General features: G+C 70.7%; 23 protein-coding genes. 10 read left to right on the plus strand and 13 right to left on the minus strand.

The genetic code is table 11. The annotated features are described in order from the left end of the window. Positions 1 to 15: 15 nt before the first annotated feature. The 5 genes from OG417_RS25650 to OG417_RS25670 are packed head-to-tail and all read right to left on the minus strand — an operon-like array spanning position 16 to position 5,403. Positions 16 to 756 carry a GntR family transcriptional regulator gene (locus OG417_RS25650; RefSeq protein ID WP_329261089.1) on the minus strand — a complete coding sequence of 247 codons (741 nt, stop codon included), beginning with the start codon at positions 754 to 756 and terminating at the stop codon, positions 16 to 18. Continuing rightward, positions 753 to 2,282 carry a beta-N-acetylhexosaminidase gene (locus OG417_RS25655; protein WP_329261092.1) on the minus strand — a complete coding sequence of 510 codons (1,530 nt, stop codon included), beginning with the start codon at positions 2,280 to 2,282 and terminating at the stop codon, positions 753 to 755. Before OG417_RS25655 ends, OG417_RS25650 begins: the two co-directional genes overlap by 4 nt. Positions 2,283 to 2,303: 21 nt before the next feature. Beyond that, positions 2,304 to 3,137, minus strand: a complete 834-nt coding sequence (locus OG417_RS25660; protein WP_329261095.1) for a carbohydrate ABC transporter permease — start codon at positions 3,135 to 3,137, stop codon at positions 2,304 to 2,306. Next, positions 3,134 to 4,084 (minus strand): carbohydrate ABC transporter permease, encoded by a 951-nt coding sequence (locus tag OG417_RS25665; RefSeq protein WP_329261099.1) that lies wholly within the window; start codon positions 4,082 to 4,084, stop codon positions 3,134 to 3,136. Before OG417_RS25665 ends, OG417_RS25660 begins: the two co-directional genes overlap by 4 nt. Positions 4,085 to 4,089: 5 nt before the next feature. After that, positions 4,090 to 5,403, minus strand: coding sequence for an extracellular solute-binding protein (locus OG417_RS25670; RefSeq protein WP_329261101.1), 1,314 nt, complete (start codon positions 5,401 to 5,403; stop codon positions 4,090 to 4,092). 322 nt (positions 5,404 to 5,725) lie between these two features. Between OG417_RS25670 and OG417_RS25675 the strand changes: the two genes are divergently transcribed. Continuing rightward, complete coding sequence (locus tag OG417_RS25675; RefSeq protein ID WP_329261104.1) at positions 5,726 to 7,132, plus strand: cellulose binding domain-containing protein; 1,407 nt, start codon at positions 5,726 to 5,728, stop codon at positions 7,130 to 7,132. A 90-nt stretch (positions 7,133 to 7,222) separates the two neighbouring features. Further along, entirely contained in the window at positions 7,223 to 7,975 is a 753-nt protein-coding gene (locus OG417_RS25680; protein WP_329261106.1) for a GntR family transcriptional regulator, read from the plus strand. Here OG417_RS25680 and OG417_RS25685 read toward each other — a convergent pair. Then, complete coding sequence (locus tag OG417_RS25685) at positions 7,960 to 9,570, minus strand: helix-turn-helix domain-containing protein (protein WP_329261110.1); 1,611 nt, start codon at positions 9,568 to 9,570, stop codon at positions 7,960 to 7,962. The two genes, OG417_RS25680 and OG417_RS25685, sit on opposite strands and share 16 nt — an antisense overlap. Beyond that, positions 9,567 to 10,634 carry a DUF917 domain-containing protein gene (locus OG417_RS25690; protein ID WP_329261113.1) on the minus strand — a complete coding sequence of 356 codons (1,068 nt, stop codon included), beginning with the start codon at positions 10,632 to 10,634 and terminating at the stop codon, positions 9,567 to 9,569. Before OG417_RS25690 ends, OG417_RS25685 begins: the two co-directional genes overlap by 4 nt. 130 nt (positions 10,635 to 10,764) lie before the next feature. Between OG417_RS25690 and OG417_RS25695 the strand changes: the two genes are divergently transcribed. Genes OG417_RS25695 through OG417_RS25710 form a run of 4 tightly spaced genes read left to right on the plus strand, consistent with a single transcriptional unit; the run spans position 10,765 to position 15,898 of the window. Then, the gene (locus tag OG417_RS25695; protein ID WP_329261116.1) at positions 10,765 to 12,108 is read left to right on the plus strand and encodes a purine-cytosine permease family protein; all 1,344 of its coding nucleotides are present in this window, start codon (positions 10,765 to 10,767) and stop codon (positions 12,106 to 12,108) included. Positions 12,109 to 12,168: 60 nt separating this feature from the next. Next, complete coding sequence (locus tag OG417_RS25700) at positions 12,169 to 13,731, plus strand: hydantoinase/oxoprolinase family protein (protein WP_329261118.1); 1,563 nt, start codon at positions 12,169 to 12,171, stop codon at positions 13,729 to 13,731. Then, positions 13,728 to 14,810, plus strand: coding sequence for a DUF917 domain-containing protein (locus OG417_RS25705; protein WP_329261122.1), 1,083 nt, complete (start codon positions 13,728 to 13,730; stop codon positions 14,808 to 14,810). Before OG417_RS25700 ends, OG417_RS25705 begins: the two co-directional genes overlap by 4 nt. After that, positions 14,798 to 15,898, plus strand: a complete 1,101-nt coding sequence (locus OG417_RS25710; RefSeq protein WP_329261126.1) for a DUF917 domain-containing protein — start codon at positions 14,798 to 14,800, stop codon at positions 15,896 to 15,898. The genes OG417_RS25705 and OG417_RS25710 overlap by 13 nt, the downstream gene beginning before the upstream one ends. 73 nt (positions 15,899 to 15,971) lie before the next feature. Here OG417_RS25710 and OG417_RS25715 read toward each other — a convergent pair whose 3' ends face one another. Then, a complete protein-coding gene (locus tag OG417_RS25715) occupies positions 15,972 to 17,354 on the minus strand; it encodes a cytochrome P450 (RefSeq protein ID WP_329261129.1) in 1,383 nt (460 codons plus the stop codon). Between the two features lie 174 nt (positions 17,355 to 17,528). Further along, positions 17,529 to 18,722: an ROK family transcriptional regulator gene (locus OG417_RS25720; RefSeq protein WP_329261132.1), complete on the minus strand. Its 1,194-nt coding sequence runs from the start codon at positions 18,720 to 18,722 to the stop codon at positions 17,529 to 17,531. Between the two features lie 169 nt (positions 18,723 to 18,891). Between OG417_RS25720 and OG417_RS25725 the strand changes: the two genes are divergently transcribed. The 3 genes from OG417_RS25725 to OG417_RS25735 all read left to right on the plus strand — a co-directional run bounded on the left by OG417_RS25725 (position 18,892) and on the right by OG417_RS25735 (position 21,881). Continuing rightward, complete coding sequence (locus OG417_RS25725; RefSeq protein WP_329261135.1) at positions 18,892 to 19,755, plus strand: sugar phosphate isomerase/epimerase family protein; 864 nt, start codon at positions 18,892 to 18,894, stop codon at positions 19,753 to 19,755. 139 nt (positions 19,756 to 19,894) lie between these two features. Next, complete coding sequence (locus OG417_RS25730; protein WP_329261138.1) at positions 19,895 to 21,586, plus strand: sodium:solute symporter family protein; 1,692 nt, start codon at positions 19,895 to 19,897, stop codon at positions 21,584 to 21,586. A gap of 19 nt (positions 21,587 to 21,605) precedes the next feature. Further along, the gene (locus OG417_RS25735) at positions 21,606 to 21,881 is read left to right on the plus strand and encodes a hypothetical protein (RefSeq protein ID WP_329261141.1); all 276 of its coding nucleotides are present in this window, start codon (positions 21,606 to 21,608) and stop codon (positions 21,879 to 21,881) included. Between the two features lie 165 nt (positions 21,882 to 22,046). On the opposite strand, the gene OG417_RS25740 is transcribed toward OG417_RS25735, so the two are convergent. From OG417_RS25740 to OG417_RS25755, 4 genes are all read right to left on the minus strand, one after another. Further along, the gene (locus tag OG417_RS25740) at positions 22,047 to 23,771 is read right to left on the minus strand and encodes a thiamine pyrophosphate-binding protein (RefSeq protein WP_329261144.1); all 1,725 of its coding nucleotides are present in this window, start codon (positions 23,769 to 23,771) and stop codon (positions 22,047 to 22,049) included. 47 nt (positions 23,772 to 23,818) lie between these two features. Further along, positions 23,819 to 24,805: a hypothetical protein gene (locus OG417_RS25745; RefSeq protein WP_329261147.1), complete on the minus strand. Its 987-nt coding sequence runs from the start codon at positions 24,803 to 24,805 to the stop codon at positions 23,819 to 23,821. Between the two features lie 74 nt (positions 24,806 to 24,879). Next, positions 24,880 to 25,488: a carboxymuconolactone decarboxylase family protein gene (locus tag OG417_RS25750; protein WP_329261149.1), complete on the minus strand. Its 609-nt coding sequence runs from the start codon at positions 25,486 to 25,488 to the stop codon at positions 24,880 to 24,882. Between the two features lie 34 nt (positions 25,489 to 25,522). Further along, positions 25,523 to 26,092, minus strand: coding sequence for a carboxymuconolactone decarboxylase family protein (locus OG417_RS25755; RefSeq protein WP_329261153.1), 570 nt, complete (start codon positions 26,090 to 26,092; stop codon positions 25,523 to 25,525). Positions 26,093 to 26,301: 209 nt separating this feature from the next. On the opposite strand from OG417_RS25755, the gene OG417_RS25760 reads away from it, so the two are divergent. Continuing rightward, positions 26,302 to 26,910 carry a TetR/AcrR family transcriptional regulator gene (locus tag OG417_RS25760; RefSeq protein ID WP_329261155.1) on the plus strand — a complete coding sequence of 203 codons (609 nt, stop codon included), beginning with the start codon at positions 26,302 to 26,304 and terminating at the stop codon, positions 26,908 to 26,910. Positions 26,911 to 26,915: the final 5 nt, after the last annotated feature.

The raw sequence follows: 26,915 nt of genomic DNA on the forward strand, positions 1-26,915 counted from the left end.
CGGCCGGATCATGAGCTAACCGGAGGTGTGGTCGAAGCGGAGTCTGGAGGTGATGCGGTAGCGGTCGCCGCGGTAGACCGAGCGGACGTGCTCGATGACGCGTCCGGTGGTGTCCTGGGTGGTGCGTTCCACGCACATGATGGGGAAGTAGGGCGGGACGTCGAGCAGGTCGGCCTGCTCGGGGTCGGTGACGCTGGGTTCGAGGGTCTGGGTGGCCTCGGCGACCTGGATTCCGTACCGCTCGCGCAGAAGGCGGTAGAAGTTGCCCGACTCCATGTCGGCCGGTTCCAGACGCGGGACCAGATGGGCGGGCAGTTCGAGGCGTTCGATGGCGATCGGCTCGCCCTCGACCAGGCGTACCCGCGTCACTCGCAGCACCGGCGCGTCCGGGTCGAGGTCCAGGCGCGACGCGCGCGGCCTGCCCGCCGGGGTGGTCTCGAAGGAGACCACGTGACTCGTCCAGTCGCCCTCCGCCGGTGGGACGCCCAGGCCGCTGACCGTGGCCTGGGACAGCTGCTGGGTGATCTTGTGCGGACTGGTGAACGTGCCGCGGCCGTGCCGGCGGACCAGGAGGCCCGAGCGAGTCAGTTCCTCGATGGCCGCGCGTACGGTCGGGCGTGACACGCCCAGGCGGAGGGCCAGCTCGCGTTCGGACGCCAGGCCGGTACCCGGGCCGGCGCCCTCGATGACGTCGAGTATGTAGCGACGGACCCGGTCGCGTTTGGCCGCGCCCGGCCGGCCGTTCAGGCCGGTCACACCATCACTCCCCGTGCGGCGAGCGCGCCGAGGACGCGCAGCCGCTCGATGTGGGCTGCCAGGCGGTCGCGGAATTCCTCGTAGTCGCGCGTCCCCTCGCTCCACGCCGCCTCGGCCAGGGCGCACAACCGTGGATAGGCGAGATAGCGGACGTGGTCGGGCGTCGGGGCGAACTCCGTCCACAGCTGCGCCTGGGTGCCGAGGACGCCGGGGCGACGCCCGTCGAGCGGATCGGCGATGGGGGCGTCACCGGCGAGCGGGTCGAACCGGTACACGTCCTCCAGGGTGGTGACGAGGTCGGGCTGGCCCGCCGGCTCGCCGGGACGGTCGCTCTGCGCGTAGTCGAAGTAGGTCGACCGGTACGGCGCCATGATGACCTGATGGCCGCGTCTGACGGAACGCACGCCGTGAGCCGGGTCGCGCCAGGCCGTCAGGGTCATGTCCGCGGGGAGTTCGCCGTTGCGCTCCGCCTCGTCCCAGCAGATCGCGCGCCGGCCGTGTTCGGCGAGCGTGTCCTGCATCTGGCTTAGGAACCAGCCGTGCAGCTGCGCGGTGTCGGTGAGCCCCAGTGAGGCGGCGCGGCGGCGCGCGGCCGGGCTGGTCTCCCACTGCGTGGTCGGGCACTCCTCGCCGCCGATATGGACGTAGCGCGAGGGGAACACCTCAGCGGTGCGGGCCAACACCGTACGGCAGAACTCCAGGGCCTCGTCGTGCACGCCGAGGATGTCCTCGCTGACGCCCCAGCTGGACCAGACCGGGCGTGTCACCTCCGGGTCGTTGCCCAGGTGGGGGTAGGCGGCCAGGGCCGCACGAGTGTGGCCGGGCATCTCGATCTCCGGCACGATCGTCACGCCGCGGTGTTCCGCGTACGCGACCAGGTCGCGCAACGTGCGGCAGGTGTAGTAGCCACCGTGCGGCGTGCCGTCGAAGCGTGTGCTGCCGGCCGGGCCCACCATCGACTCGGCCCGCCATGCACCGACCTCGGTGAGCCGTGGCAGATCCTCGATTTCGATGCGCCAGCCCTGGTCGTCGGTCAGGTGCAGGTGCAGGACGTTGAATTTGTGCAGGGCGATCTGGTCGACGAACTCGTGGAGGAACTCCGGCGGCATGTGGTGGCGGGCGACGTCGAGCATGACGCCGCGCCAGGGCAGCCGCGGCGCGTCCCGTACCGTCGCGCACGGCCACCGCCATACGTCCGGCGGCGCCGTACGCGGGTCGAGCGCCGCCGGCGGCAACAGCTGGCGCAACGTCTGAACGCCGTGGAACAGACCTTCCTCGGCGGGGGCGGTGAGCACCACCTCGCCGGGGTCGATCCGCAGCGCGTAACCCTGCCGGGGCAGGTCCGGCTCGCCGAGCGACAGGCGGACGCGCGGCCCGTACGCCACGCGAGGCCGATCCGGCCCGAGGTAGGCGGTGAGCAGGCCGGCGGCTCGCTCGGCGCCCTCCCCGGCCGACAGGTGCAGGGCCGGGGGAATGACGAACTCGCCTGGGTGGGGCGTGAGCGCGGTGGGGCGAGGAATGATCACGATGGCCTTTCGGGACGGCGCCTAGCCCTTGACGGCTCCGGCGGTCATGCCGGCGACCAGCCGGCGTTGGATGAGCATGAAGAACACGACGATGGGCAGCGCGAAGAGCGTCGAGCCGGCGATGAGCCCGCCGTAGTCGACGCCGATGTTGGTGGAGAAGGAGGCCAGCCAGACCGGCAAGGTGTACCGGGACTGGTCCTTCATCATCACGTAGGCGTAGATGTAGTCGTTCCACGCCACGATGAACGAGAAGACGCTCGCGGCGATGATGCCGGGCATGACCAGGGGCAGCAGGATGCGGCGGATCACCGTGAACCGGTCCGCCCCGTCGACCATCGCGGCCTCTTCCAGCTCCACCGGGATGCCGTGCAGGAACCCGCGCAGCACCCAGATCGTCAGCGGCAGGACGAACGCCGAGTACGTCACCATCAGCCCGAGCAGCGTGTCGAGCATGTCGAGGCTCTTCAGGCTCAGGAAGAGCGGGATCAGCAGCGCCGGGCCCGGGATCATCTGGATCACGAGGATCCCGACCAGGAACCCGCGGCGGCCGAAGAACCGGAAGCGCGTCAGCGCCGTCGCCGCGAGGAACGCCACGACGATCGACAGCGTCACGACCACGCCGGTCACGATGACGCTGTTGAGGGCGTACGAGGCGAAGTGCGGCTTGTGCACCGCGTCGGCGAAGTTCGCCAGGCTGAGGGGGAAGGGCAGGAAGCGCGGGGTGGGCGCGACGATGTCCCCGGCCGGCTTGAACGCCGTGTTGACCATCCAGTAGACCGGGAACAGCCAGATCGCGCAGAACACCAGGGTGCCCGCGTTCAGGGCGACACGGCCCGGCCGGACCCGCCGGGTCACAGGCCCTCACCCGCCCGCACGAGCCGGCGCACGTAGTAGCCGGTCAGCGCCACGAGCAGCGCCGTCGCGAGGACCGCGATCGCGGCGCCCTGGCCGTACGACTGGCCGGCGAACGCGCGGGTGAACGACCAGACCACCAGTGTCGTGGTCCCCTCGTTCGGGCCGCCGTTCGTCAGGAGCCGGATCTGGTTGAAGACGTTGAAGTCCCAGATCACCGAGAGCACCGTGACCAGCAGCAGGATCGGCCGCAGGAACGGCACGGTGACCATGCGGAAGCGCGTCAGATAGCCGGCGCCGTCGATCGCGGCCGCCTCGTAGTAGTCGGCCGGGATCTGGGAGAGCCCGGCGTACAGGGTCAGCGCGACGAACGGCACGGACTGCCAGACGACGAGCAGCCAGACCAGCAGCAGCGCCGACGGCGCGTGTGCGGTCCAGTCGTACTGCCCGAAGCCGCCGGACACGTGGGTGAGCAGCCAGTTGACCACCCCGTACGTCGGCTGGAAGAGCCAGGTCCACAGCATCGTGGCGGCGACGTTCGGCACCGCCCAGACCGCGATCAGGCAGAACGTGACGAACGTCCGCATGCGGCGGCCCAGCTCGCGCATCGCCAGGGCGGCGCCCATACCGATCACGAGCGTGCCGGCCGCCATCGCGACGCAGAGCAGGGCGGTGCGGACCAGCATCGGCGCGATCTCGTCGCCGTGCAGGACGGCGGTGTAGTTCGCCAGGCCGATCCACCGCGTCCGGCCGGTGAACAGCGCGCGCAGCCCGTAGTCCTGAAAGGAGATCAGCACGAGCCGTACGAGCGGATAGCCGATCACCAGAGCCAGGACGACGGCGGCGGGAGCGAGCAGCGCGTACGGGGTGAGGGCCACGCGCCGCCGCGCCGGCGGGGCGGGTGCGGCGGCCGGCGGGACGACGGGAGGCGCCGCTTCGAGGGTCTCCATGGAGGTCACTGCGCGGCGTTCAGCGCCTGGGTCAGGTGCTGGTCGAAGGACCGGGCCGCGTCGGGGATCGCGGACTTCCCCGTGGAGATGTCGCCGAAGAAGGCCTGCAGCGACTTGTCGCTCTCGATCGTCGCCCAGCCCGGGCTGGCCGGGGTCGCGACGCTGCGCTTGGCCGCCGCCGAGAACGCCTTGAGCAGATCGGAGCGCGACCCGGACGTCTGATCGATGAGCTGCGCGGAGACCGGCGTCCAGCCGTCGATGCCGGCGATCGCGCCGGTCTGCGCCGCGGTGCTCGTCGCGGTCTTCAGGTACGCGAGCGCGAGCGCCTGGTGAGGGCTCTTGGCCGCGATGGCGAGATCGGAGCCACCGAGGAAGACCGGCTGGTTCGTGCCCGCCCTGGCGCCGGGGAACGGGAAGGTGCCCAGGTGTCCCTTCAACGACGGCTTGATCTTCAGGATCGCGTTGACGCTCGTGTTGAGGATCGCCGAGGTCTTGCCCTGGGCGAAGACCGCGTTGTAGTCCGGTGACAGGTTGAACAGGTTGCGCGAGGCGACCGTGGAGTAGGTGTTCTGGAACTGCTTCCAGGCCCGCAGGCCCTGCTGCGCCTGCGGCGACTCCAGCGCGCCGGTCCAGCGGTCACCGGTCCTGGTGGCCAGCTGACCACCGGCGTCCCAGACGAACTGGACACCGCCGAACCAGTACTGGCCCGGCATGTAGAACGCCGAGAAGTCCGGGGCCGGGTGAGCCGCCTTGATCTTGTCCAGGTCGGCGGTGAACTCCGCCAGCGTCGCCGGCGGCGCCGTCACTCCCGCGTCGGACCAGATCTTCTTGTTGTAGACCACCGCCCGCTCACCCGCGAAGAGCGGCGCGGCGTACAGCCGGCCGCCGACCGTGGCCGGGCCGACGAGGCCGGGCAGCCAGCTCTGGCCCTGCGCCATGGTCTTCGCCGGCCCGGAGATGTCGGACAGGCCGCCGGTGGCGGCGAACAACGCCACGTCGGTGTTGCCGATCTCGATGACGTCCGGGGGGTCGTTCTGTGCCAGCGCGGTGGTGATCTTGGTGTTGATGTCGTCCCACTGCTGGATCTGCACGCGCACGGTGGCGCCCGTCTCCTGGGTGAACCGCCGGTCGATCGCCGCCACCGCGGCGTCGGACAGGTCACCGTTCATGTACCAGACGGTGAGGGTCTTCCCGGCGCCGGTGCCCGGGCCCGCGATGTCCGCGGCCGGCGGTGACTTCGCGCCGCCGTCACCGCCTCCGCATCCCGCGACCACGAGTGTGGCGGCCGCCGCCAGCGCGGCCGGAATTCGCCTGTGCATGTCGATCCTCCCTGGACTGACGGCACGAGGCGCGTCGCCTCGGCGCCGGGTCGGCAGCGCCCCCTCGCTCGGTGCCCCGGATGGTGACACCTGTCCACTGGTCATGTCAACGCCATGAACCTCCTGACCTGTTCTCGGCGGCACGTCCTGTCAGAGGATCCGAGAGTGCTGGTAATCCGGGGTTGACAAGTGGAAAAGCGGAGTTCATCTTGATGCCCATCGGTCGCAGCGGAACTGACCTCTGGTCAATTACCCGCCGCTCACCGCGCGCGCTCGGGGTCCGACCACTTCACCCGCCACCCCTTGAAGGAGAGACCACCGCATGCGGCATCACCCTGCCCTCAGACGCCTCCGGTCCAGACGTGGCCGTGCCGCCCTGCCGGCCGCGCTCGGCCTGTTCGGCGCCACCGTCGCGGCCGCCGGCGTCCTCGCCGGAACCCCGGCCCAGGCGGCCTCGGGGTTGCAACTGCAGTACAGGACCACCGCGGCCGGCGCCACCGCAGGTGACATCGAGCCGTGGTTCCAGATCACCAACACCGGCTCGTCGTCCGCGTCCCTGTCCGGCGTGGCCATCCGCTACTACTTCACCGCCGACACCACCGTCCCTTACGTCTTCACCTGTGAGTGGGCGCAGATCGGCTGCGCGAAGCTGTCCGGCACGGTCGGCACGCTGGCCACCGCCTCATCGACGGCCGACCACTACCTGGAGGTGGCGTTCGGCTCGAACGCCGGCACGCTGGCGCCCGGCGCGTCCACGGGCGACATCCAGCTGCGCCTCAACCGGCAGGACTGGCAGTCGGTCGACCAGGCGAACGACTACTCGTTCACACCGAGTCGCAGCTCGTACGGCACCGTGAGCACGATCACTCTGTCCGTGAACGGCGCCATCGTCTCGGGCACGGCCCCGCCGGGCGGCGGCACGACCCCGCCCACCTCACCGCCGCCCAGCGGGAACGGCGTCCTGTTCGACGACTTCCACTACACCGGACCCGGCGACTCCGCGCTCGCCGCCCACGGCTGGTCGATCCGTACGGGCGGGGGCGGCCCCGGCATCCAGGGCACCTGGTCGGCGAACGCCATCACCTTCCCCTCCGACGCGACCGCCCAGGGCGGCAGGGTGATGAACCTGGCCGCCACCACCGACGGCACGACGTCGGGCACGACGCAGGCCGAGATCGATACCGTGCAGCGCAAGTTCTTCGAGGGGACGTACGCGGCACGGGTGTACTTCAACGACGCCCCGACCACCGGGCAGAACGGCGACCACGTCAACGAGACCTTCTACACGATCACTCCGGACGACTCGCTGTACAGCGAGCTGGACAACGAGTACCTGCCGAACGGCGGCTGGGGAGCCCCGGGCCCGACGCTCTACACCACGACCTGGTACAGCGCGGACGCCATGGACCGCCAGACGCACAACGTCATCTCGAGCCTCCAGGGCTGGCACACGCTGCAGATGACCGTCGCGGGCGGCACCGTCACCTACTACGTCGACGGGAACGTCTACTTCTCCACCACGGGCAAGTACTACCCGCGGGAGAAGATGACGATCGACTTCAACGAGTGGTTCATCGACTTTCCCTTCACCGGGGCGCGCACCTGGAACGAGAAGGTCAACTGGGTGTACTACAACGCGTCCGGCGCGCTCACGCCGGCGCAGGTGACCAGCGCGGTGAACGGCTACTACAGCGCGGGCACCCACTTCACCGACACCGTGCCGAACTGACCGTCTGCGCCACGGCCGGCACCCGTCCCCGGGATGCCGGCCGCGGTGCTCGCGGCCACAGCGCGTGAGTTCGCCTGAGACGATGGGGGCGTGACCAGGCCCGAGCCCGAGCAGAGAGCCACCCGTACCCCCTCGACCCCGAAGCGTGACCGGGTCCGCCGCTACATTCTCGACGTCATCGACAATGCCGGTCCGGGCACGGGTCTGGCGTCCGAGCGAGACCTCGCGAACGAGCTCGGCGTCTCCCGCCCGACCATCCGCGCGGCCATCGACGAACTGGTCCGCTCGGGCCTGCTGGTCCGCCAGCACGGCCGCGGCACGTTCACCAGCCCACGGAAGATCACCCAGGAGCTGTCGGGGGCCGGGTCGCTCGCGGTGCCGCCCGCCGAAGGCGACTGGACGAGCCACGTGGTGTCCTTCGACACGGCTCCGGCGGGGTGGCCGCGTGCGGGCCGGCTGGGCCTGTCCCCGGACGCCCCGGTGCTACGGGTGACGCGGATACGCCTGGTCGACGCCGAACCCATCGCCATCGAACGCCTGGAACTGCCCGCCGCCCTGGTGCCGGGACTGCGACCGGCCGACATGGAGACCGGCAACTTCTACCGGCTGCTCCGCGAGCGCTACGACATCCACGTCGCCGAGGCCACCCAGACCCTCGAACCCAGCGTCACCAACCCCGAGCAGGCCGACCTGCTCGACGTCCCGTCGTACTTTCCCATCATGTGCGTGGAACGCACCACGCAGGACACCGCCGGACGCGTCATCGAGCACGTCCGCTCGGTCTACCGCGGCGACCGCTACCGCATCACCTCCAAGCTCCACTTCGATCACACCTCGGGCTGAGCGGGGAGGGCACCGCTCCGGGCGGCCGGCCGACCCGCGGGGGAAGCGTCGCGGGTGAGGCGCCACATACGGCAGGCGAGCTGGAGAGCGAGGCGGTCGTCCGGGTCGGTCAACGGGACGCCGAGCAGTGTCTCGGCTCTCTGCACGCGACGGGTGACGGTATTGCGGTGCGTGCCGAGCCGGTGCGCGGCCTCGGAGGAGGAGCACCCGCTGTCGAGATAGCAGTCGACGGTCTCCAGCAGCGCTTCGTGGCCCTCGCGCAGCAGCGGGGCCAGCATCCGCTCGGCCTCTTCGCGGACCACCGATGAGCCGTACCAGTCGAGCAGCATCCGTTTCGTGCCGAGTTCGTCGCCGCGCTGCACCGTGCCCGCGCGACCGGTCGCGGCGGCGACCAGGGCGGCTCGCCGTGCCTCGGCGAGCGTCGTCACGAGGCCGTCCGGTCCCGGGGCCGCGTGTCCGGTACCCGCCACGATCGGGGGGACGTTCGACGTCGCGTGGTAGTCCGCGAGGGCCCGGCACACGGTCGTGACGAGTGACGCGACGGCGTCCGGCGGCCGTTCTCCGGTGTGCCAGGCGGACCAGCCGTCCGCGCGTTCGACCAGTGGCACATCGATGCCGTGGGCCGTGAGTCCGGCGGAGAGGATGGGCGTGACCGTGGCGGGCGCCGGTGGAACGCTTCCGACCAGCGTGAAGTGGATGCCGGTGTGCCAGCCGTCCAGCCGCCAGCCGAGGCGGGCCGCCTGTCCCGCGACGTGCGGTGGGGGAGGACCGTCCAGGCTCAGGATCTCGTTCAGCAGGCCGCCGCGGATCCGGGCGTCACGTTCGGCGTTCAGGCGCTCTGTCGCGAACCAGGCGCCGGCGTATGCCGCCGCCATGTCGAGCAGGCCGAGAGCCGTGTCGCGCCAGAGCGGACCGGATCGCTCGCACTGGCACACGATCCACAGCCGTGGCCCGCCCTCGGTGTGCGGCACGGGACACAACGCGGTCGACACACGGCCCGTACGGTCGACGGCCGGCACCGGTGTGCCGGCCGGTACGGCGAACGGGTGGCGGGGCCGGCTCCCGGCGAGCGACGTCCCGTCGGTGGTGGCCAGCGACGTGCGGGCATCCAGCACCGCGTCGAGGACGGACAGGACGCGCTCCAGGGACCCGGCCGTGCGCAGCCGCGCGGCGCCCGCGGCCAGGCGCCGGCCCAGGGCCAGCTCCGGCGCGTGGACGACCGAGAGCAGGCGCGCGGCCAGCGCGTGCGGTGCGGCGTCCGGCGCCACGACGACGGGCAGTCCGAGCCGGTCGGCCAGCCGGACGGTGGACAGCGCGGCGGCGAACGTGCCGCCCGCCACGACCAGCAGCCGGCCGGCTCGGCCGTGCAGCCGGCGGCAGACGATCTCGGCCAGATGCTGGCGCCGGAGGGCGCCGGTCGCTCCGCCCAGATCGAGGACCGCGGCGGTGCCGTACGGTGCGTCGTCGAGTTCGGCGCCGGTCACCACGAGGGTCACGTGATGCACCGCCGCCTCGATGCCCGCGCGTCCGCCGATGACCTCACCGTCGCGCAGGGCCTCGTCGGCCAGCAGGTCGCCCACCGTGACGGCGGTCATGACGCGGTCACTCCGGCCATCGGGAGGTCGAGGCCGAACGCGGACGGTCCGACGAGCCGTGCGGCGGCCGTGGTCCGCAGGGCCGGCGGCGCCGGCAGGCTGAGCACGTCCACGTGCCGCCCGGGCGCGACCCGCTCGGTGGAGATCGGGTACCAGGTGCGCGCGTGGAGCATCACGATGATCTCCGGGACATGGGCGGTCACGGCGCCGTCGTCGAGGGCGAGCAGGTACTCATCGGCCATCTCCAGCCGGAGTGTCCGCCGAGGGGAGCGGGCGTGCTCGATGGTGACCGTGCCGCTGAGCGCGGCCGTGTCGCGGCCCCGCTGGCGTACCTCCAGGACGGTGCCGGTGAACAGCCGGCGGACGGCCATGTCGGCGAGCAGCCGGTCGCGTTCGGCCGGATCACGTTGCCCGCGCCGCAGTGCCCGGCCGAGCCGCAACGCGCGGCTGATGGTGCCGGGCAGCGCGTGCCGGTGCGAGTCGGTGGCACGCATGACGCACAGCGCGCTGGCCGCCCATCCGCCCAGCGCGGGCAGCGCGGCGCGCGCCAGCCGTTCGGCCCCCGCCCCGTCCACGCCGGTGATCAGCAGTTCCGCGCCGGACGGCTCGGCGAGCGCGAGCGGTGCCGTGGGCAGACCGGCGAGCGTGAAGACGGTCTGGTCGATCCGCGGGAAGGCCCGGCCCATGCCGTCCGCGTCCACCAGCGGCAGGCCGAGCCATGCGGCGGCGGCCACCGGCAGCAGGGCGTTGACACCGGCGGACTCCAGACCGTGCAGCGCCGTCACCGCGATGCCCAGGTGCCGCTCGAGTGCCCGGACCGCCGCGGTGAACTCGGTCTCACCGGGGAGGCGTTCGATCATCACCGTGGTCGCCCCGATCGCCGCGACCGGCACGACCCACGCGCCGGGATCGAGGTCGGCGGGGCTCAGGAGCCGTACCGGCCCGTGGTGGTCGAGGACGCGCCGAAGCGTCGCGGCGGCGTTCTGAGTGTCACCTCCGCCACCGGAACCGAGGAGGGTCGCGCCCGCCGCGAGGTCGGCCACGTCACCCGGCGTGATCAGCACAATGCGGGCGATTCTACCCACGGAGGTGGTGCGACCTGCACCTCCGTCCCCTGAGCGTGGTGCAGGTCGTCCATTTCCGGCGGAGCGGGCGGTGCCTAGCCTGCTCGCCAACGGAACTTCGGGAGGACCGATGGCCCAAGGCGATGTGACGATCGCGACCGCCGCGCAGGGCGAGGCCGCGATCGGCAGCGACGACTACGCTCTGCAGCGCGTCCCCCAGCACGCGCGCTACCACTGGTTCTCCATCGCGGCCCAGCGCTTCGGGCAGGTGTCGGCGCTGTCGCAGTTCCTGCTGGGCGCCACGCTCGGCGTGGGCATGTCGTTCTGGGGCGCCGTCGGTGCGATCACGCTCGGTGCGGTGATCCTGGAGATCGTGGCGATTCTTCTCGGGATCATCGGCGTCCGCGAGGGGATGTCCACGTCGGTGCTGGCCCGCTGGACCGGTTTCGGCCGCTACGGCGCCGGCCTCATCGGCCTGGTGGTCGCGGTCAGCCTGATCGGCTGGTTCGGCATCCAGAACGCCGTCTTCGCGCAGGGCCTGCACAGCCTGCTGGGCGGCCCGCCGCTGTGGGCGTGGACGCTGATCGCGGGAGCCTTCATCACGCTCATCGTGGTGTACGGCTTCGCGAGCATGCAGTGGATCGCGTACGTGACGGTCCCCCTGTTCGTCGTGCTCGCCGGCTGGTCGATCACGGTGGAACTGTCCAAGCACTCGTTCGGCTCACTGGTCACGTCTCCGGCACCGGGGCCGCACCTGAGCATGACGGCGGGGACGACGCTGGTCGCGGGCGGGTTCATCGTCGGAGCGGTGATCACGCCGGACATGACGCGGTACAACCGCAGCGTCGCGGACGTCGTCAAACAGACCGTTCTGGGGATCACACTCGGCGAGTACGTCATCGGGCTGATCGGCGTGTTGCTCGCACACGCCGTACGGACCGGCGACGTGGTGGCCATCGTGACCTCGACCAGCGGTACCGCCGGCACCGTGATCCTCATCGCCGCCACGTTGAAGATCAACGACTGGAACCTGTACTCGTCGTCGCTGGGCTTCGTGAACATCATCGACACGCTGTTCGGCCGGCGGGTGAACCGCGCGCTCGTCACGATCGGGCTGGGCGCGGCCGGCACATTGCTGGCCGCGGCGGGGATACTCGACCGCTTCCAGGACTTCCTCACCATCCTCGGCATCGCCGTGCCGCCCATCGCCGGGATCATGGTGGCCGAGTACTTCCTGGTGCGGCGCTGGCGCGGCGACCTGGACGCGGCCGGTGACACCGTGCCCCGCGAGGCGCCGGCCTGGGTGCCGGCCACGCTGGTGATCTGGGTCGGCGCGTTCCTGGTCGGCAAGTACCTCGGCTGGGGCATCCCCGCACTGAACTCCCTGATCGTCGCGTTCGTCGGCTACGTCGTGGCCGGCCGTGCCGGCCTGACCCGCGGCGTGGGGAGCACCGAGCACCGACCCGGCGGCTGACCGCCCGGACACGGCGGAATCGGCGATCGGGCAAGACCGGAGAGAAGGAAGAAGACAAACGTGCGCATCGGAATCGACGTCGGCGGCACGAACACCGATGCCGTCCTCATGGACGGGTCCGCGGTGTTGGCCGAGATCAAGACCTCCACGACCAGCGACGTCACCAGCGGCGTCGTCGCGGCGCTGCGGGGGCTGGCGAAGGGCGCGACCTTCTCTCCCGCCGACATCCAGGCCGTCATGATCGGCACCACCCATTTCACCAACGCGATCGTCGAGGCCCGTCGCCTGGCCCCGACCGCCGTGATCCGCCTCGGCCTGCCGGCCACCAAGGCGCTGCCGCCCATGGTCGACTGGCCCGATCGGCTGCGGTCGGCGATCGGCGACCACGGGTACCTGTGCCACGGCGGCAACGAGTTCGACGGCCGCGTCATCTCCGACCTCAGACCGGACGAGATCAAGCGGGTCGCCGACGCGATCGGCGCCGCGGGGGTGCGCTCCGTCGCGATCTCCTCGGTGTTCTCGCCGGTCAGCGCCGACTTCGAAATGCAGGCGGCCGACATCGTGGCCGAGGTGCTGCCCGGCGTCCACATCAGCCTTTCCCACCAGATCGGCCGCATCGGCCTGCTGGAGCGGGAGAACGCGACGATCGTCAACGCGTGCCTGCGCGATCTCGCCGACACGATCGTGGACGCCTTCACCAGCGCGCTGACCACCGTCGGTATCAGCGCGCCGCTGTACCTCTCGCAGAACGACGGCACGTTGATGGACGTCGAGTTCACGCGCAAGTACCCGGTCGCCACGTTCGCCTCGGGGCCGACCAACTCGATGCGCGGCGCGGCCCTGCTGTCCGGCCTGTCCGACTGCGCGGTGGTCGACATCGGCGGCACCACCTCCGACGTCGGGATGCTCACCCGCGGCTTCCCCCGGGAGGCGGCGACCGAGGTCGACATCGGCGGTGTGCGGAGCAACTTCCGGATGCCGGACGTCCTGTCGGTCGGCATCGGCGGTGGAAGCCGGGTGCGCGGTGACTCGGACCCGGCCATCGGGCCGGACAGCGTCGGCCACGAGCTCACCGAGCGGGCGCTGGTGTTCGGCGGCGACACCCTGACCGCCACCGACATCGTCGTGGCGGCGGGCCACGCCGACATCGGCGACGCGTCCCTGGTCCGCCACCTGGATCCCCGGCTGGTGACCGGGGCGATCGAACGCATCGCTCACGACGTCGCCGAGATCGTCGACCGGATGCGCACGTCCGCGGAGCCCGTGCCCGTGGTGATCGTCGGCGGCGGCTCGGTTCTCATCCCGGACGCGCTGCCGGGCTTCGCCGAGGTGCACCGGCCCGACCACTTCGCGGTCGCGAACGCCATCGGCGCGGCCATCGCGCAGGTCGGCGGCGAGGTCGACCGGATCTTCGCGATCGGCCGGCAGTCCCGTGACGAGGTACTCGACCAGGCCAAGGCCGAGGCCGTGGACCAGGCGGTCGCGGCCGGCGCCCGCCCGGGCAGCGTGCAGATCGTGGAGGTGGAGGAGGTCCCGATCGCGTACCTGCCGGGAAACGCCGTGCGAGTACGGGTGAAGGCCGTGGGCGACCTCGAGTTCGCCGCGACCGGAGGTGCCAGGTGAGCGTGCAGATCACGGCCGACCGGATGGCCGACATCGCCCGCGGCGCCGCGATCCTGGGCACCGGCGGCGGTGGCGACCCGTACATCGGGCGGCTGCTGGCCGAGCAGGCGATCCGGCGGCACGGCCCGGTGACCCTGGTCGACCTCGACGAGGTGCCGGACGACGCGGTCATCGTGTCCGTGGCGATGATGGGCGCGCCGACGGTGATGGTGGAGAAGATGCCGGGCGGCACGGAGATCCAGACGGCGTTGCGGGCCATGAACGAGGTGCTCGGCGCGGAGATCACGCACCTGTCCTGCATCGAGGCGGGCGGGATCAACTCCACGATCCCGTTCGTGGCCGCCGCCGAGACGGGGCTGCCGCTGCTGGACGCCGACGGCATGGGCCGCGCGTTCCCCGAGCTGCAGATGGTGCTGCCCACGCTGGCCGGGGTCTCCACCTGCCCGCTGGCGCTCGCCGACGAGAAGGGCAACAGCGCGCTGCTGCGCACGGTCGACAACCGGTGGGCCGAGCGGTTCGCCCGCTCCATCGCCATCGACATGGGATGCCGGGCGATGACCCTCCAGTACGTCCTGCGCGGTGATCAGGTGCGCGAAGCGCTGGTACCGGGCACGCTGCGTCTCGTCGAGCGGCTGGGACGCGTGGTCCGCGAAGCACACGGCCGCCGCGACCCGGTGGCCGCGGCCACCGAGGTCCTGGACGGGCACCTGCTGTTCACCGGCAAGATCACGGACGTGGCCCGGCGCACCACGGGCGGCTTCGCGCGCGGCACGGCACGGCTGGAGGGCACCGGCGCGTACGAGGGCCGCACGCTGGAGCTGGAGTTCCAGAACGAGAACCTGGTGGCCCGCAGGGACGGCGTGGTCGTGGCCGGGGTGCCCGACCTGATCTGCGTGCTGAACAGCGACAGCGGTGAACCCGTCACCACCGAGGGGCTCCGCTACGGATTCCGCGTCAGTGTCGTCGGCGCGCCGTGTGACCCGCGCTGGCGTACGCCCGCCGGCCTCGACCTCGTCGGTCCCGGCTACTTCGGGTACGACCACGACTACGTGCCCGTGGAGACGTCATGCGCGAGCTGACGACCGTCGACCTGCGCGATCTCGCGCTGGGCGCCACCGTGCTCGGCACCGGCGGCGGAGGCGACCCGTACATCGGGCGGCTGCTCGCGGAGCGGCAGTTGCGTTCCGGCCGCCGGATCCGGGTCGTCTCCGCCGACGAGCTCGACGCCGACGCCCTGGTCATCCCCACCTCGATGATGGGGGCACCGACCGTGATCGTCGAGAAGCTGCCCAGCGGCACGGAGAACGTCACGGCCCTGCGGGCGCTCGAAGCCCGGCTGGGGCGCACCGCGGCCGCGACGATGCCGGTGGAGTGCGGCGGCGTGAACTCGATGATCCCGCTGTACATGGGGGCGCTGCTCGACATCCCGGTGGTCGACGCCGACGGGATGGGCCGGGCCTTTCCCGAACTCCAGATGGAGACGTTCCACATCTACGGCGTGTCCGGCTCCCCGATGACCGTCGCCGACGACAAGGGCGACGCGGCGCTGTTCGAGACCGGCGACAACCGGCGCATGGAGTGGCTCGCCCGGGGCGTGACGATCCGGATGGGCGGCGCGTCGTACGTGTCGATGTACCCGATGACCGCCGCGCAGGTGCGCCGCACCGCGATCCCCGGCACGCTCGGCCTGGCCCAGGCCATCGGCCGTACGCTGCGGGAGGCGCGCGAGGCGCACCGCGATCCGTTCGCCGCGCTCACCGAGATGCTCGGATCCACCATCTACCGCCACGGGTCGGTGTTGTTCCGCGGCAAGGTCGTCGACGTCGAACGCCGCACCGTCGAGGGCTTCGCGCGCGGCACCGCCACGCTGGAGTCCTTCACCGGCACCGACCGGCTCCAGCTCACCTTCCAGAACGAGCACCTGGTCGCCCGCACCGACGGAGAGGTCCGCGCGATCGTGCCCGACCTCATCTGCACGCTGGACAGCGAGACGGGGATGCCGGTGACGACCGAGTCGCTGCGCTACGGCATGCGGATCACGGTGTACACGATCTCCACACCGGAGCTCATGCGGACACCGTCGGCCCTGGAGACGTTCGGCCCGGCCGCCTTCGGCCTCCCCGATGCCTACATCCCGGTGGAGGACCTCGTCAACGGCGATGCCTGAGGAGAGGCGTCCAGGCCACACCTGTGGGTCGGTACGGCTTCCGCTCACCGGTCCTGACGACTCGTGACCACCGTCAGTCCGTGTCGCCGGCCCACCAGTTCGCCAGGCGGCGCCACCAGCGGGCCGGTGCCTGGGGTGCCGGTGGCTCCTCGGCGCCGGGGGCCGTCGGCGTCTCCGGGACGTCGTCGTCACCCGCTTCGGTCACCGGGCACGGCTCGGCGAGCGGTGGCGGCGCGGGCTCGGGAGCGGCGGGGAACCGTACGGGCAGCGAGGACAGGGCGCGCTGGATGAAACCGGGTCGCCACGTGAGTTCCTCGGCGGGGACGGCCAATTCCATGTCCGGCAGCCCGTCGAGGAGCTTCTCGATGGCGACCGTGGCGAGGATGCGCGCCTGGCCCTGAGCCGGGCAGGCATGGGGCCCGACGCCCCACGACAGGTGGGCGCGGTTACCGGCCCGGTCCTCGGCCCGGGTCGACGGATCGTTGTTGGCGGCCGCGAAGCTGATGACGACCGGCTGGTCGGCCGGCAGCCTGACACCGTGGAAGTCGAGCGGCTCGACCGGATAGCTGATGCCGAAGTTCGCGAGCGGCGGGTCCGTCCACAGGACCTCGTCGAGGGCGTCCTCGACGGACAGGCTCCCGCCGGACAGGCCGCCCCCGAACCGCTCGTCGGACAGCAGCAGCCGCAACGTGTTGACGATCAGGTTCTGCGCGAGCTCGCTGCCCGCGCCGACGATCATCACGATCTGGTGCGCGACCTCCTCGTCCGTGAGTTCGGCCGGATGCTCCATCAGCCACGTCGTCACGTCCTGGCCCGGGTTCTCGCGTTTGAGGGCCATGAGCTCCAGGACGGCCAGGCCGAGGGTCATGTTGGCCTCTTCGGAGTTCTCCCACTTGAGGACCTCCCGTACGGCCGCGACCATCCGCTCGCCGAGCTCGGCCGGACAGCCGCACAGTTCGTTGAACACCAGCAGCGGCAGAACCAGGGCGTACTCGGTGCGCAGGTCCGCCTCTCCCAGAGGGCTCATCCGGCCGATGAGACGGCTTGCGCTGCGCTCGACGAAGGTGCGGAGCGCGTTCTGGTCGACCCGGTCCAGGGCGTCGGTCACGGCCTCGCGGAGCCGCGAGCGGAGGGGGTCGTCGGTCAGGTTGCATGTCGGCCGGTACGCCATGATCGGCAGGACCGGGCAGTCGGGCGGAATCCCCTGTTGCCACCGGCGGGCGTCGCGGGGGAATCTCACCTGGTCGCGCAGTATTTCGAGGGCGACGTCGTAGTCGGTGACCAGCATCCCGGGCACGCCGGGGGACAGCTCCACCGGCGCGATGGGGCCGTACGCGCGGAGCCGGCGGTACACGCCTTCGGGGTCGGCGGCGAACTCCGGCCCGTGCAGCGAAAGGAGCCCGTCGGTGGTCGAGCCGTCCGGCGACGGTGACGGACTGGAACCGGGCGAGGTCATGTGCGCTCCTGACCATGTGCCTGCGAACAAGGGCGTCCGAAGCCCATGTGGGGTCAGCGGGTGATCATCGGGCCACGCATCGAAGTCGGAAAGGCTACACTCAGCGATCTTGTCGTCGCAAACAGGACTCACTTCGCTGACGGCAGTGTCGAGGAGGGACCGCCGGGAGACCGCTCAGGTCCAGCCGAGGGCCCGGTCGACCGCGGCCGGGGCGAAGACGGTGTCGCCGAGCAGGTGCGCCGCGCCGACCATGCCGGCCTCTTCTCCCAGGCCGGTGCGCACGATGGACAGGTCGCGGGTCGCCAGCGGTGACGACTGGCGGTAGACGACCTCGCGGACCGTCGCGAGGAACGACTCGTCCGCGTCGACGAGCGGGCCGCCGATCGCGATCACGTGCGGGTTGATCAGGCTGGCCACGTCGGCCACGGCGTGTCCGATGATCCGGCCTGAGCGGCGGACCATCCGCCGTACGTCGGGGTCGTGGGCACGGGCGAGGCGCACGAGGTCGTGGACCGACTCGGTGTCGCGGCCGAGGCTTCGCAGATCGCGGACGAGTGCCCAGCCCGAGGCGTACGCCTCGACGCATCCGCTGTTGCCGCAGCGGCACAGGGGCGGGTCGCCGGTGCGGTCGGACTCGATCGCGGGGATGTGGCCGATGTCGCCGGCCGCGCCCACCGCGCCGCGGTGGATCCGCCCGCCGAGCATGAGACCGGCCCCGACGCCGGTCGCGGCCTTGACGAGCAGCAGGTCCTGCTCGCCGGGATGGCAGGCGCGGTGTTCACCGAGGGCCATGAGGTTGGCGTCGTTGTCGACGAGCACCGGGCCGGCGAACTCTCCGGCGAAGAACTCCGGCACGCGATAGTCGTCCCAGCCGGTCATGATCGGCGGACTGACGACGGTGCCGCTGTCGAACTCCACGGGGCCGGGCACGCCCAGCGCGACGCCGCGCACCGCGTCGCGATCGCGGCCGCACTCGGAGAGAAGCGCGGCGAAGTGTCGGCGGACCGTGCCCAGCACGCGGCGCGGCCCGGTCGCGACGTCGAGGTTCACGGCACGGCGGGCGAGCAGGCGGGCCGCGAGGTCGGTGACGGCGGTGCGTACGTGGCTACCGCCGATGTCGGCCACCAGCAGCACCCCGACGCCGGCGTCGATCTCGAAGGACCCGGCCGGTCGGCCCCTGGTCGAGTCGCCACCGCTGGACTCGATGATGTAGCGGGCGCGGGTGAGCGCGTCGAGCCGCTGTGCGACGGTCGACCGGGACAGCCCGGTGTGCGCCATGATCTGCGCGCGCGTGGTCGCCCGTCCCGTCCGGATCAGTCCGAGGACGGCTCCCGGCCCCGTCGGGCCGCCCACGACGACCGGTGCCATGGCGTGCTCCTTCCACGACCTCCCGGGTGGCCACCCGCTCGGTACGGGAGAGCATAAACCGCCTTATGCGTTCCCATCAGTCGAATATGTGCAGTGTCACATCCACTTTTGCTTGTCGATTACGCATAAGTCGGACTAGCTTCGCCTGGCAGGAGCCAAGGAGGTGATCGTGAACCCTCTGGGCGTCCACTCACTGGTGTGGGTCGGAGAGCTGTCGCCCGAACCGCTGCGCGGCGCGGTGGAGCAGTCACGAGCGGCCGGGTTCGACCTGATCGAGCTGTCCCTGCACGACCCCGGCGCCATCGACGTCGGGCACACGCGTGCCGCCCTCGCCACGGCCGGCCTGGACGTCGTCTGCTCGCGCGGGCTGGACTTCGACGCCGACATCTCCAGCGACGACACGCGGACCGTCGAACGCGGAGCCGTCCAGCTCGCCGAGTCGGTACGGCTGACCCGCGTGCTGGGCGGACGTTACTTCGGCGGGGCGTTGTACAGCGCGCTCGGCAAGTACCCCCGCCCGGTGACCGCCCGCGGGCGCGCGAACTGCGTGGCGGTCCTGCGCGACCTCGCCGCCGAGGCCGCCGGTATCACCCTGGGACTCGAGGTCGTGAACCGGTACGAGAGCAACGTCGTCAACACCGCGCGGCAGGCCCTCAACCTCATCGACGACATCGGCGCCGACGGCGTGGTGGTCCACCTGGACACCTACCACATGAACATCGAGGAGGGCGACCTCGCCCGTCCCGTCCACGAGTGCGCCGAGCGGCTCGGCTACGTTCACGTCGGCGAGAGCCATCGCGGTTACCTGGGCTCCGGGACGATCGACTTTCCCCGGTTCTTCCGCGCCCTCGCGGCGATCGACTACCAGGGGCCCATCACGTTCGAGAGCTTCTCCTCCGCCGTCGTCGCGGAAGGGCTCTCCAACAACCTCGCGATCTGGCGGAACCTGTGGGACGACGGCGCGGACCTCGCCCGCCACGCTCGCGCGTTCGTCACCGAACAGCTCACCGCGGCGCGTATGAACCGCCGCTGACCCTCGCCCGCCGAGCCCGCGCGCTCGCAGTGGACCTGCCCGCTGCCGCCACGGCTCCGGTCGGGCGTGAACGCGCCGGCCTCGTCGTGAGATCCCCGATGGCGCCACGAGACCCCGAGGAGGAAGAAGTGATCGCCGAATGAACGTGTCGGCCGCCGGAACGCTGGACGTCAACGGCCTGGACTACACGATCCTCGCCATCTACTTCGCCGTCGTCCTGGCGATCGGCCTTCTCGCCAGACGGGCGGTCGCCACCAGCGAGGACTTCTTCCTGTCCGGCAGGTCGCTGCCGGCGTGGGTGACCGGACTGGCGTTCATCTCCGCCAACCTCGGCGCGCTGAAGATCCTGGGAAACGCCGCCAACGGGGCGCAGTACGGCTTCGCCGCCCTGCACTTCTACTGGGTCGGAGCGATTCCGGCGATGGTGTTCCTCGGCCTGTTCATGATGCCGTTCTACTACGGCAACAAGGTGCACAGCGTGCCGGAGTACCTGCGGCGGCGGTTCAACGCGCCGACCCACTTCTTCAACGCGCTGACGTTCGCGGTCGCCCAGGTGCTGATCGCCGGGGTCAACCTCTACGCCCTCGCGCTGGTCGTGAAGAGCCTGCTCGGCTGGCCGCTCTGGCTGGCGATCATCGTGTCGGGGGGACTGGTCCTCGTGTACATCACGCTGGGCGGTCTGTCGGGCGCCATCTACACCGAGGTGCTGCAGTTCTTCGTCATCCTGGCCGGGCTGATCCCGATCGTCGTGATCGGGCTGCACCAGGTCGGCGGGTTCGGCGGCCTGGTGGACCGGGTGCACGACCGTACGCTGCTCGACACCTGGCAGCAGAGCGGCGTCGGGCACTGGAAGAACCCGCTCGGCGACTGGCTCGGCCTGGTGCTCGGGGAGGGCTTCGTCCTGTCATTCGGCTACTGGACGACCAACTTCGCGGAGGTCCAGCGGGCGCTGTCGGCCAAGGACATGTCCGCCGCGCGCCGCACGCCCCTCATCGGCGCCTTCCCGAAGATCTTCTTTCCGCTCCTGACGATCGTTCCCGGCATGATCGCGCTGGTCACGATCCCGCACTTCGGCGGCGACGGCGGCCCCGCGTACAACGATGCGATCCCGGAGCTGATGGGCCGGCTGTTGCCGAACGGCGTGCTCGGCATCGCGCTCACCGGCCTGCTCGCGGCGTTCATGGCCGGCATGGCGGCGAACGCCAGCGGCTTCAACACCGTCTTCACCTACGACATCTGGAAGCCGTACGTCGCCCGCGACCGGTCCGACCGTTACTACCTGAACGTCGGCCGGATCGCCACCGTGGTCGGCATTCTCATCAGCGTGGGCACGGCGTTCATCGCCTCCGGCTACGGCAACATCATGAATTACATCCAGCTGCTGTTCTCGTTCTTCAACTCGCCGTTGTTCGCGACGTTCGTGCTCGGCCTGTTCTGGAAGCGTACGACGCCGTGGGCCGGTTTCTGGGGCCTGATCGCGGGCACCGTCGCGGCGGCCGCCATGCACTTCGCGGCCTTCCACATCGGATACTTCTACCCGGGTGGGCATCTCGACCCGACGCACGCCACGATCAACGCGCAGATGTCGAACTTCTACGGCGCGATCGTGGCCTTCGTGGTCGACGCGCTGGTGACCGTCGCCGTCACCCTGGTGACCCGGCCGAAGCCGGACAGCGAGCTCGCCGGGCTGGTGTGGCGGCTGCCGTCGGCGGGTGGCCTGGTGGAGGCGCGCGAGCCGCGCCGGCACTGGTGGGAGTCCGAGCCTCTGCTGGGCTCCGGTGCGCTCGGCATCGCGCTCGTGCTCTCGCTCGTCGTGCTGTTCGTCAAGTAGACCTGGGGAAGGTGCTTCGATGTCCGAACAATCCGGCGCCGGCCCGGCCAATCGCTCGCGGCGGCTCTTCGACCTCCGGTTTCTGATCAGCGGCCTGTTCCTCGTCTACGGAGTGATCGAGGTCGTCACCGGCCTGCTGGACTCCCACGCCGAACTCGCCAAGGCCGACGGCATCCGCATCAACCTCTGGCTCGGCCTCGCCATGCTGGTGCTCGGGCTGAGCTTCCTGCTCTGGGCGAGACTACGGCCACTCCGGCCCGCCGACCACGGCGAGGGAGGAACTGACAACGCGTGAGGTGCTTGAGCGCAATATAGCGACCAGGCTCGCGCTCACCGGACCGGTCGGCTTGCTTCTTCTCGCCGGGGGCTCGATTCCGATCCTCTTGGCCGTCCATGCCTCGTCGCCCAACCTGGCGAGGTGGAGGCACGAGCCGGCCGCTCGGCGCCCTGGGCGCCTGGCTCAGACGTCGCGTTCGAGCCGGGCGTCGAACGTGGTGACCGGAGCGATCCTTTCCTTGCTGATGACGACGTCGATCAGTGCGGGACGCGTACCGGCGATCGCCTTCTTCAGCGCGTCGCGGAAGGTCTTCGCCGAGTCGACACGGGCGGCGAACAGGCCATACGCGGCGGCGACTTCGGCGTGGTCGATGTCGATGAAGTCGCAGACCTCGTGTACGACGTCGCCTCCGAGAGCGTGCTTGAACCCCACGTGCTCGTACGCGAGGCTCGCGTTGTTCAAGACGATGGTCACTGCGGGTAGGTTCAGCCGCACCGCGGTTTCAAGGTCTCCGACGTTGTAGCCGAAGCCGCCGTCGCCGGTGAGCGCGAACGCGCGCCGTCCCTCTGGTGCCGCGAGCTGGGCGCCGAGCACGGCGGGAAACGCCCAGCCGAGCGTACCGGCGGCGCGCAGGAACGTCCGGCCCGGTGCGTGTACGGGGAACAGCGCGCCTCCCCAGGCGCCCATGAAACCGGTGTCCGCCACGAGCAGGTCACGGTCGTCGGCGAACTCTCGGAGGATCGCGACGACGGCCTCGGGCCGCACGTGGCCGGCGGCGGGGCGACGCGCGACGGCCTGGAAGGCCTCTCGCCAGGCATCGTGTCTTCTCCGGACGGCCGCGCCCCATGCGCGGTGAGCGTCCTTGCCCGGTCTGGAGGCCAGTGCCGTGGCGAGGGCTCGGCAGGTCTGTCCGGCATCGGCGACCACACCCGCCTGGACGGTGCGGGTCCGGCCGATGCGTTCGGCTGAGAGGTCGACCTGGACGAGCTCGGCGTGAGCCGAGGGCAGCGTGTACGTGTCGGTCGCCAGGCCGCCGAGATCCGTGCCGATGGCCAGGACGAGGTCCGCGTCCCGGGCGACCTCATTGGCGATCTTGCTCGAGTATCGTCCCGCGACGCCGGCCGACAACGGATGGTTCTCGCGAATCGATCCCTTGCCACCGAGTGTCGTCAGGACGGGAACGGCCGCGGTCTCCGCTAGTTCGGTGAGGTCGGTCGCGGCGTCGGCGAGCAACACGCCGTTGCCGGCCAGGATCACCGGTCGCCGGCTGCGGGCAAGCCGATCGAGGATGTCGTCCACCGCGCTCGCCGCCGGGGCGGGCGGCGTCGGCGCACAGGCGGGTGCGCGGCGAGCCGGTGGCTGCGTGACTTCTGCGAGTATGTCGCTCGGGATGTCGATGTGCACCGGCGCGGGGCATCCGGCGGCCGCGATACGCACGGCCTGGCTGACGAGCTCGCCGGCGCGATCCGCGCGCGTGACGCGTGCCTGCCATTTGGTGACCGGCTGGAACATGGGTGGCTGGTCGAGCTCTTGATACTCGAACTTGTACTCGACCCGCGTCGAGACGGTGCTGGTGAGCGCGACGAGCGGGCTGTGCGCCCACCAGGCGTCCGCGAGCGCCGCAGAGACGTTCGCCGCCCCCGGCCCCCACTGTCCGTACACGACCGCGGGCCTGCCGGTGACGCGAGCGTATGCGTCGGCCATGACGACGGACGCGGCTTCGCTGCGGGCGAGATGCATTTCGACGCCGTGGTCGCGTAGCGCGCGCCACAGCCACAGATCACCACCCGTGACCAGGAAGACGCGCTCGATCCCGTTGTCCTTCAGCGCGCGAGCGACCGCGTACGCGACGCGGAGCTCATCGGCCGGGTGTGGCCGGTCCGTCGCCGTGCCACTGCCTGCCCTCATCATGAACGTTCTCCTGTCTCAAAGGATCTGGTGGTGCCGCGAGGCGGTCAGCGCGCCGCGTGCGGCCGCAGTTCGACGCGCAACAGCGCGGCTTTGCGGACGACCCCGCCGGGCGGCGCGGTCGTGCCGCCATCGGTGGTCACGTAGGCCACCCGGCCGTGGTCCGCGGGCCCACGGCCCCAGACGGCGCTGGACGGCCCGGCCAGCACCGGGTCGAACGGGTCACCGGCGATGTGACGGACCTCGCTGCCGTGCCGTGGCGTGAGCGGAACCCGGTCGATCGTGTTGGCGCGATGCCGGGTGACATAGGCGAATCCGGCGTCTTCGTCTACACAGAAGTCGTCGGCGTTGTCGATGGCGGCGACGAACTCCGGAGCGCCGGCGGGATCGAGCGTGGCCGGGTCGACCGGCACGCGCATGAACACCTGCTGGGCGGTCGAGGTGTACCAGACGTAGCCGGCGCGTGCGCCGTAGCGCACGCCGTTGACGCCCGGTTGCGGTGGCGGTGGGACCTCGCTGTCGGGGTCATCCGCCATCGTGTCGTGGGCCAGCCATACGCGCGCCGACGCGCCGCGGGCGCCCTCGGTCAGATCGATGCGCCAGATCAGCCCGGCGAAGCAGTCGGCGGCCAGCATCACGCCGGGACCGAGCAGGCAACTGCCGTTGAGGGCGCGGACCCGCGTATCGAAGGTGAAAATGATCTCGGGTGAGACCGGGTCCCCCGGGGCCCAGCCACGAAGATCCACCCGGGCCAGGTGGGACTCGTGGGTGGTGTAGCCGTCGGACAGGCTGACGATGAACACCTCGGGTTCGACCTCGGCGATGCCGGTGACGAGGTGCTCGAAAGCGTGTACCAGCACCGGGCCGACCGCGGCGCGCGGTTCGGGACCGGGCACGCACCACAGTTCCTTCTGCAGCACCGCGGTGATCAGGACCGAACCGTCAGCGCGGACGGCGAGGTTTTCCAAGAAGTACTTTTCCGGGAAGTACGCGACCGGAGTCAGCGTAACCGCCGGAAGCGGGGCGATCGGCATGGAATTCCCCCACTCGTGGCTTCGCGTTGGTCGGAGGGTCGTCGTCGGTCGAGCCCGACGGCGCGGAGGCGTGCTCAGTCGCCATGAGAGGTCTCCGGAACGGGGATCTCGAAGGTGTTGAGCAGGCCGCAGACGGTCTGGTAGGCGCCGATCAGCAGCACCATGTCGGCGACGCCCTCCGTTCCGAATGCCGTCCGGGCCTCGTCGTAGACCGGCTGTTCGACCCGGCGTTCGGCCATCAACCCGCGTGTGAACCGCCACGCGGTCCGCTCGGAGGCCGACAGCTCGCCGGGCATGTCGCCGGTGGCCAGCGCCTCGACGGCCTCCTGCGACAGGCCGGTCGTCCGGGCCGCGGCCGAGTGGGCGTACAGTTCATAGGCCGAACGCCACACGGCACCCACGGTCAAGATCACGACCTGTCGTACTCGCGCGGTCAGCGAGGTGTTCTCCTCCTCGGCGGCCTGGAAGTCCAGGAAACGGCCGGCGATCACGGGAGTGAGCAGCGCCGGATTGAAGGGGCCGATGAAGCGGCCGTCCTCCGTGCGGCTGACGAATCCGTGGTGCTCCGCCCATGGCGCGACCGTCTCCGCCATGCGATCGAACAGTCGCTGCCGCCTCTCGGACAGTGCCGCACGTTCCGCCAGTGGAAGGCGCCCGCCGAGCCCGTGGTTGCGGATGGACATACGACGTCTTCTTTCTGTCTTCTTTCTTTCGGGTCTACTGGTCGAGCCCGACCGCGTTGGACGGCACATCGAAGGCGGCCAGGGTCAGGGACACGGCGGTGAACCAGCCGAGCAGCACCGTGAGGTCGACGATCCCCGCGTCGCCCAGCAGTTCCTGAGCACGCCGGAACAGCCCGGCGGGGACGACGCGCGCCGCGATGAGCGCGCAGGTCAGCTCGTAGACGACCTGCTGCCGGGGATCCTCGAACGAGGTCGGCAGACCGGCGATGAGCGCCTGTATCGCCTCGGGCCGCAGCCCGCCGGCCTTCTCGCCGATCTTCTCGTGCTCGTAGCCGGCGTACGCCGCCCCCCAGCGGCCGCAGACGAGGTTCGTGGCGATCTCGATCTCGGCCTTCGTCAGCGTCGACTCGGTCTGGTAGTAGGCCCCGGTGGGCACGATCGTGCGCGACAGCCGGGGGTTGGCCAGCCAGATCTTGTGCGGGCCGGGGACGAGCCCGCGAAGCTCACGGGTGAACTCGTACGCCGCCTTCATGTCCGGGGGCATACGGTCGACCGGAGTCTCGGTGAAGCGCCCGAACGTTCCGAAGTCGGATGAGTCGATCATGTCGTCGTCCTTTCTCGACGCGGCACCGTGAGGACGCGTCGGCGACCGCGAGCACTGTGGGCATCCGCCGCTTCTTGTTCCCGGGCCTGCCTGCGGTCGGTCGCGGTTAATCGCGCACGAACGTTCATTTTTATGCTGTCCACTGTGCTCTTCGTCGTGTCCTCGCGTCAAGTGCGAACGTTCATGCTTTTTTGCTAGCGTGACGTGCCGTGCCGAAGGTCTCGCCTGAGTACCGCGACGAGCGCCGCGCCCACATCATGGCCGCGGCCCGCCGCTGCTTCGTCCGTGACGGGTTCCATGAGACGTCCATGCAGGACCTGGTGCGCGAGGCCGGCATGTCATCCGGCGCGGTGTACCGCTACTTCGACAGCAAGGACGCGGTGATCCTCGCCATCGCCGAGGAGAATCTCGACGAGGTCGTCACGCTCGTGCGGGAGTCGGTCGAGCATGGCAGGCGCGGCGTCGGTGCGGCGCTGGCGGCGGCGTTGGAGTTCGTGGCCGCACGGCACGCGGACGACGGGTTCGGCGCGATCGCGCTGCTCGTGTGGTCGGAGGCCCTGCGCAACCCCGCGTTGGCCGCCCGGCTACGGCAGTCGTTCGACGTGGCCGGTCGCACACTCGCCGAGACCGCCGGAGCCGGAACGGCCACCCGCACAGGGCTCGCCCCGGAGGACTTGGCGAATGTGCTGCTGTGCGTGCTTCCGGGCTATCTGCTGCAGGTGACGCTGCGCGAAGGCGAAGCCCTGAAGGGTATTCCCGATGCCGTACGCACGCTCTGGCCGATCGACACCGATACGCCACCCTCGTCCACGTCTTGAAGCCG

Source organism: Actinoallomurus sp. NBC_01490, from assembly GCF_036227085.1.
Classification (GTDB): Bacteria; Actinomycetota; Actinomycetes; order Streptosporangiales; family Streptosporangiaceae; genus Actinoallomurus; species Actinoallomurus oryzae.

Coding starts and splice junctions, on each gene's coding strand:
- OG417_RS25665 (WP_329261099.1), bottom strand. CDS start 4,084: ATGGAGACCCTCGAAGCGGCGCCTCCCGTCGTCCCGCCGGCCGCCGCA.
- OG417_RS25670 (WP_329261101.1), bottom strand. CDS start 5,403: ATGCACAGGCGAATTCCGGCCGCGCTGGCGGCGGCCGCCACACTCGTG.
- OG417_RS25675 (WP_329261104.1), top strand. CDS start 5,726: ATGCGGCATCACCCTGCCCTCAGACGCCTCCGGTCCAGACGTGGCCGT.
- OG417_RS25685 (WP_329261110.1), bottom strand. CDS start 9,570: ATGACCGCCGTCACGGTGGGCGACCTGCTGGCCGACGAGGCCCTGCGC.
- OG417_RS25695 (WP_329261116.1), top strand. CDS start 10,765: ATGGCCCAAGGCGATGTGACGATCGCGACCGCCGCGCAGGGCGAGGCC.
- OG417_RS25710 (WP_329261126.1), top strand. CDS start 14,798: ATGCGCGAGCTGACGACCGTCGACCTGCGCGATCTCGCGCTGGGCGCC.
- OG417_RS25715 (WP_329261129.1), bottom strand. CDS start 17,354: ATGACCTCGCCCGGTTCCAGTCCGTCACCGTCGCCGGACGGCTCGACC.
- OG417_RS25720 (WP_329261132.1), bottom strand. CDS start 18,722: ATGGCACCGGTCGTCGTGGGCGGCCCGACGGGGCCGGGAGCCGTCCTC.
- OG417_RS25730 (WP_329261138.1), top strand. CDS start 19,895: ATGAACGTGTCGGCCGCCGGAACGCTGGACGTCAACGGCCTGGACTAC.
- OG417_RS25735 (WP_329261141.1), top strand. CDS start 21,606: ATGTCCGAACAATCCGGCGCCGGCCCGGCCAATCGCTCGCGGCGGCTC.
- OG417_RS25740 (WP_329261144.1), bottom strand. CDS start 23,771: ATGAGGGCAGGCAGTGGCACGGCGACGGACCGGCCACACCCGGCCGAT.
- OG417_RS25745 (WP_329261147.1), bottom strand. CDS start 24,805: ATGCCGATCGCCCCGCTTCCGGCGGTTACGCTGACTCCGGTCGCGTAC.
- OG417_RS25750 (WP_329261149.1), bottom strand. CDS start 25,488: ATGTCCATCCGCAACCACGGGCTCGGCGGGCGCCTTCCACTGGCGGAA.
- OG417_RS25755 (WP_329261153.1), bottom strand. CDS start 26,092: ATGATCGACTCATCCGACTTCGGAACGTTCGGGCGCTTCACCGAGACT.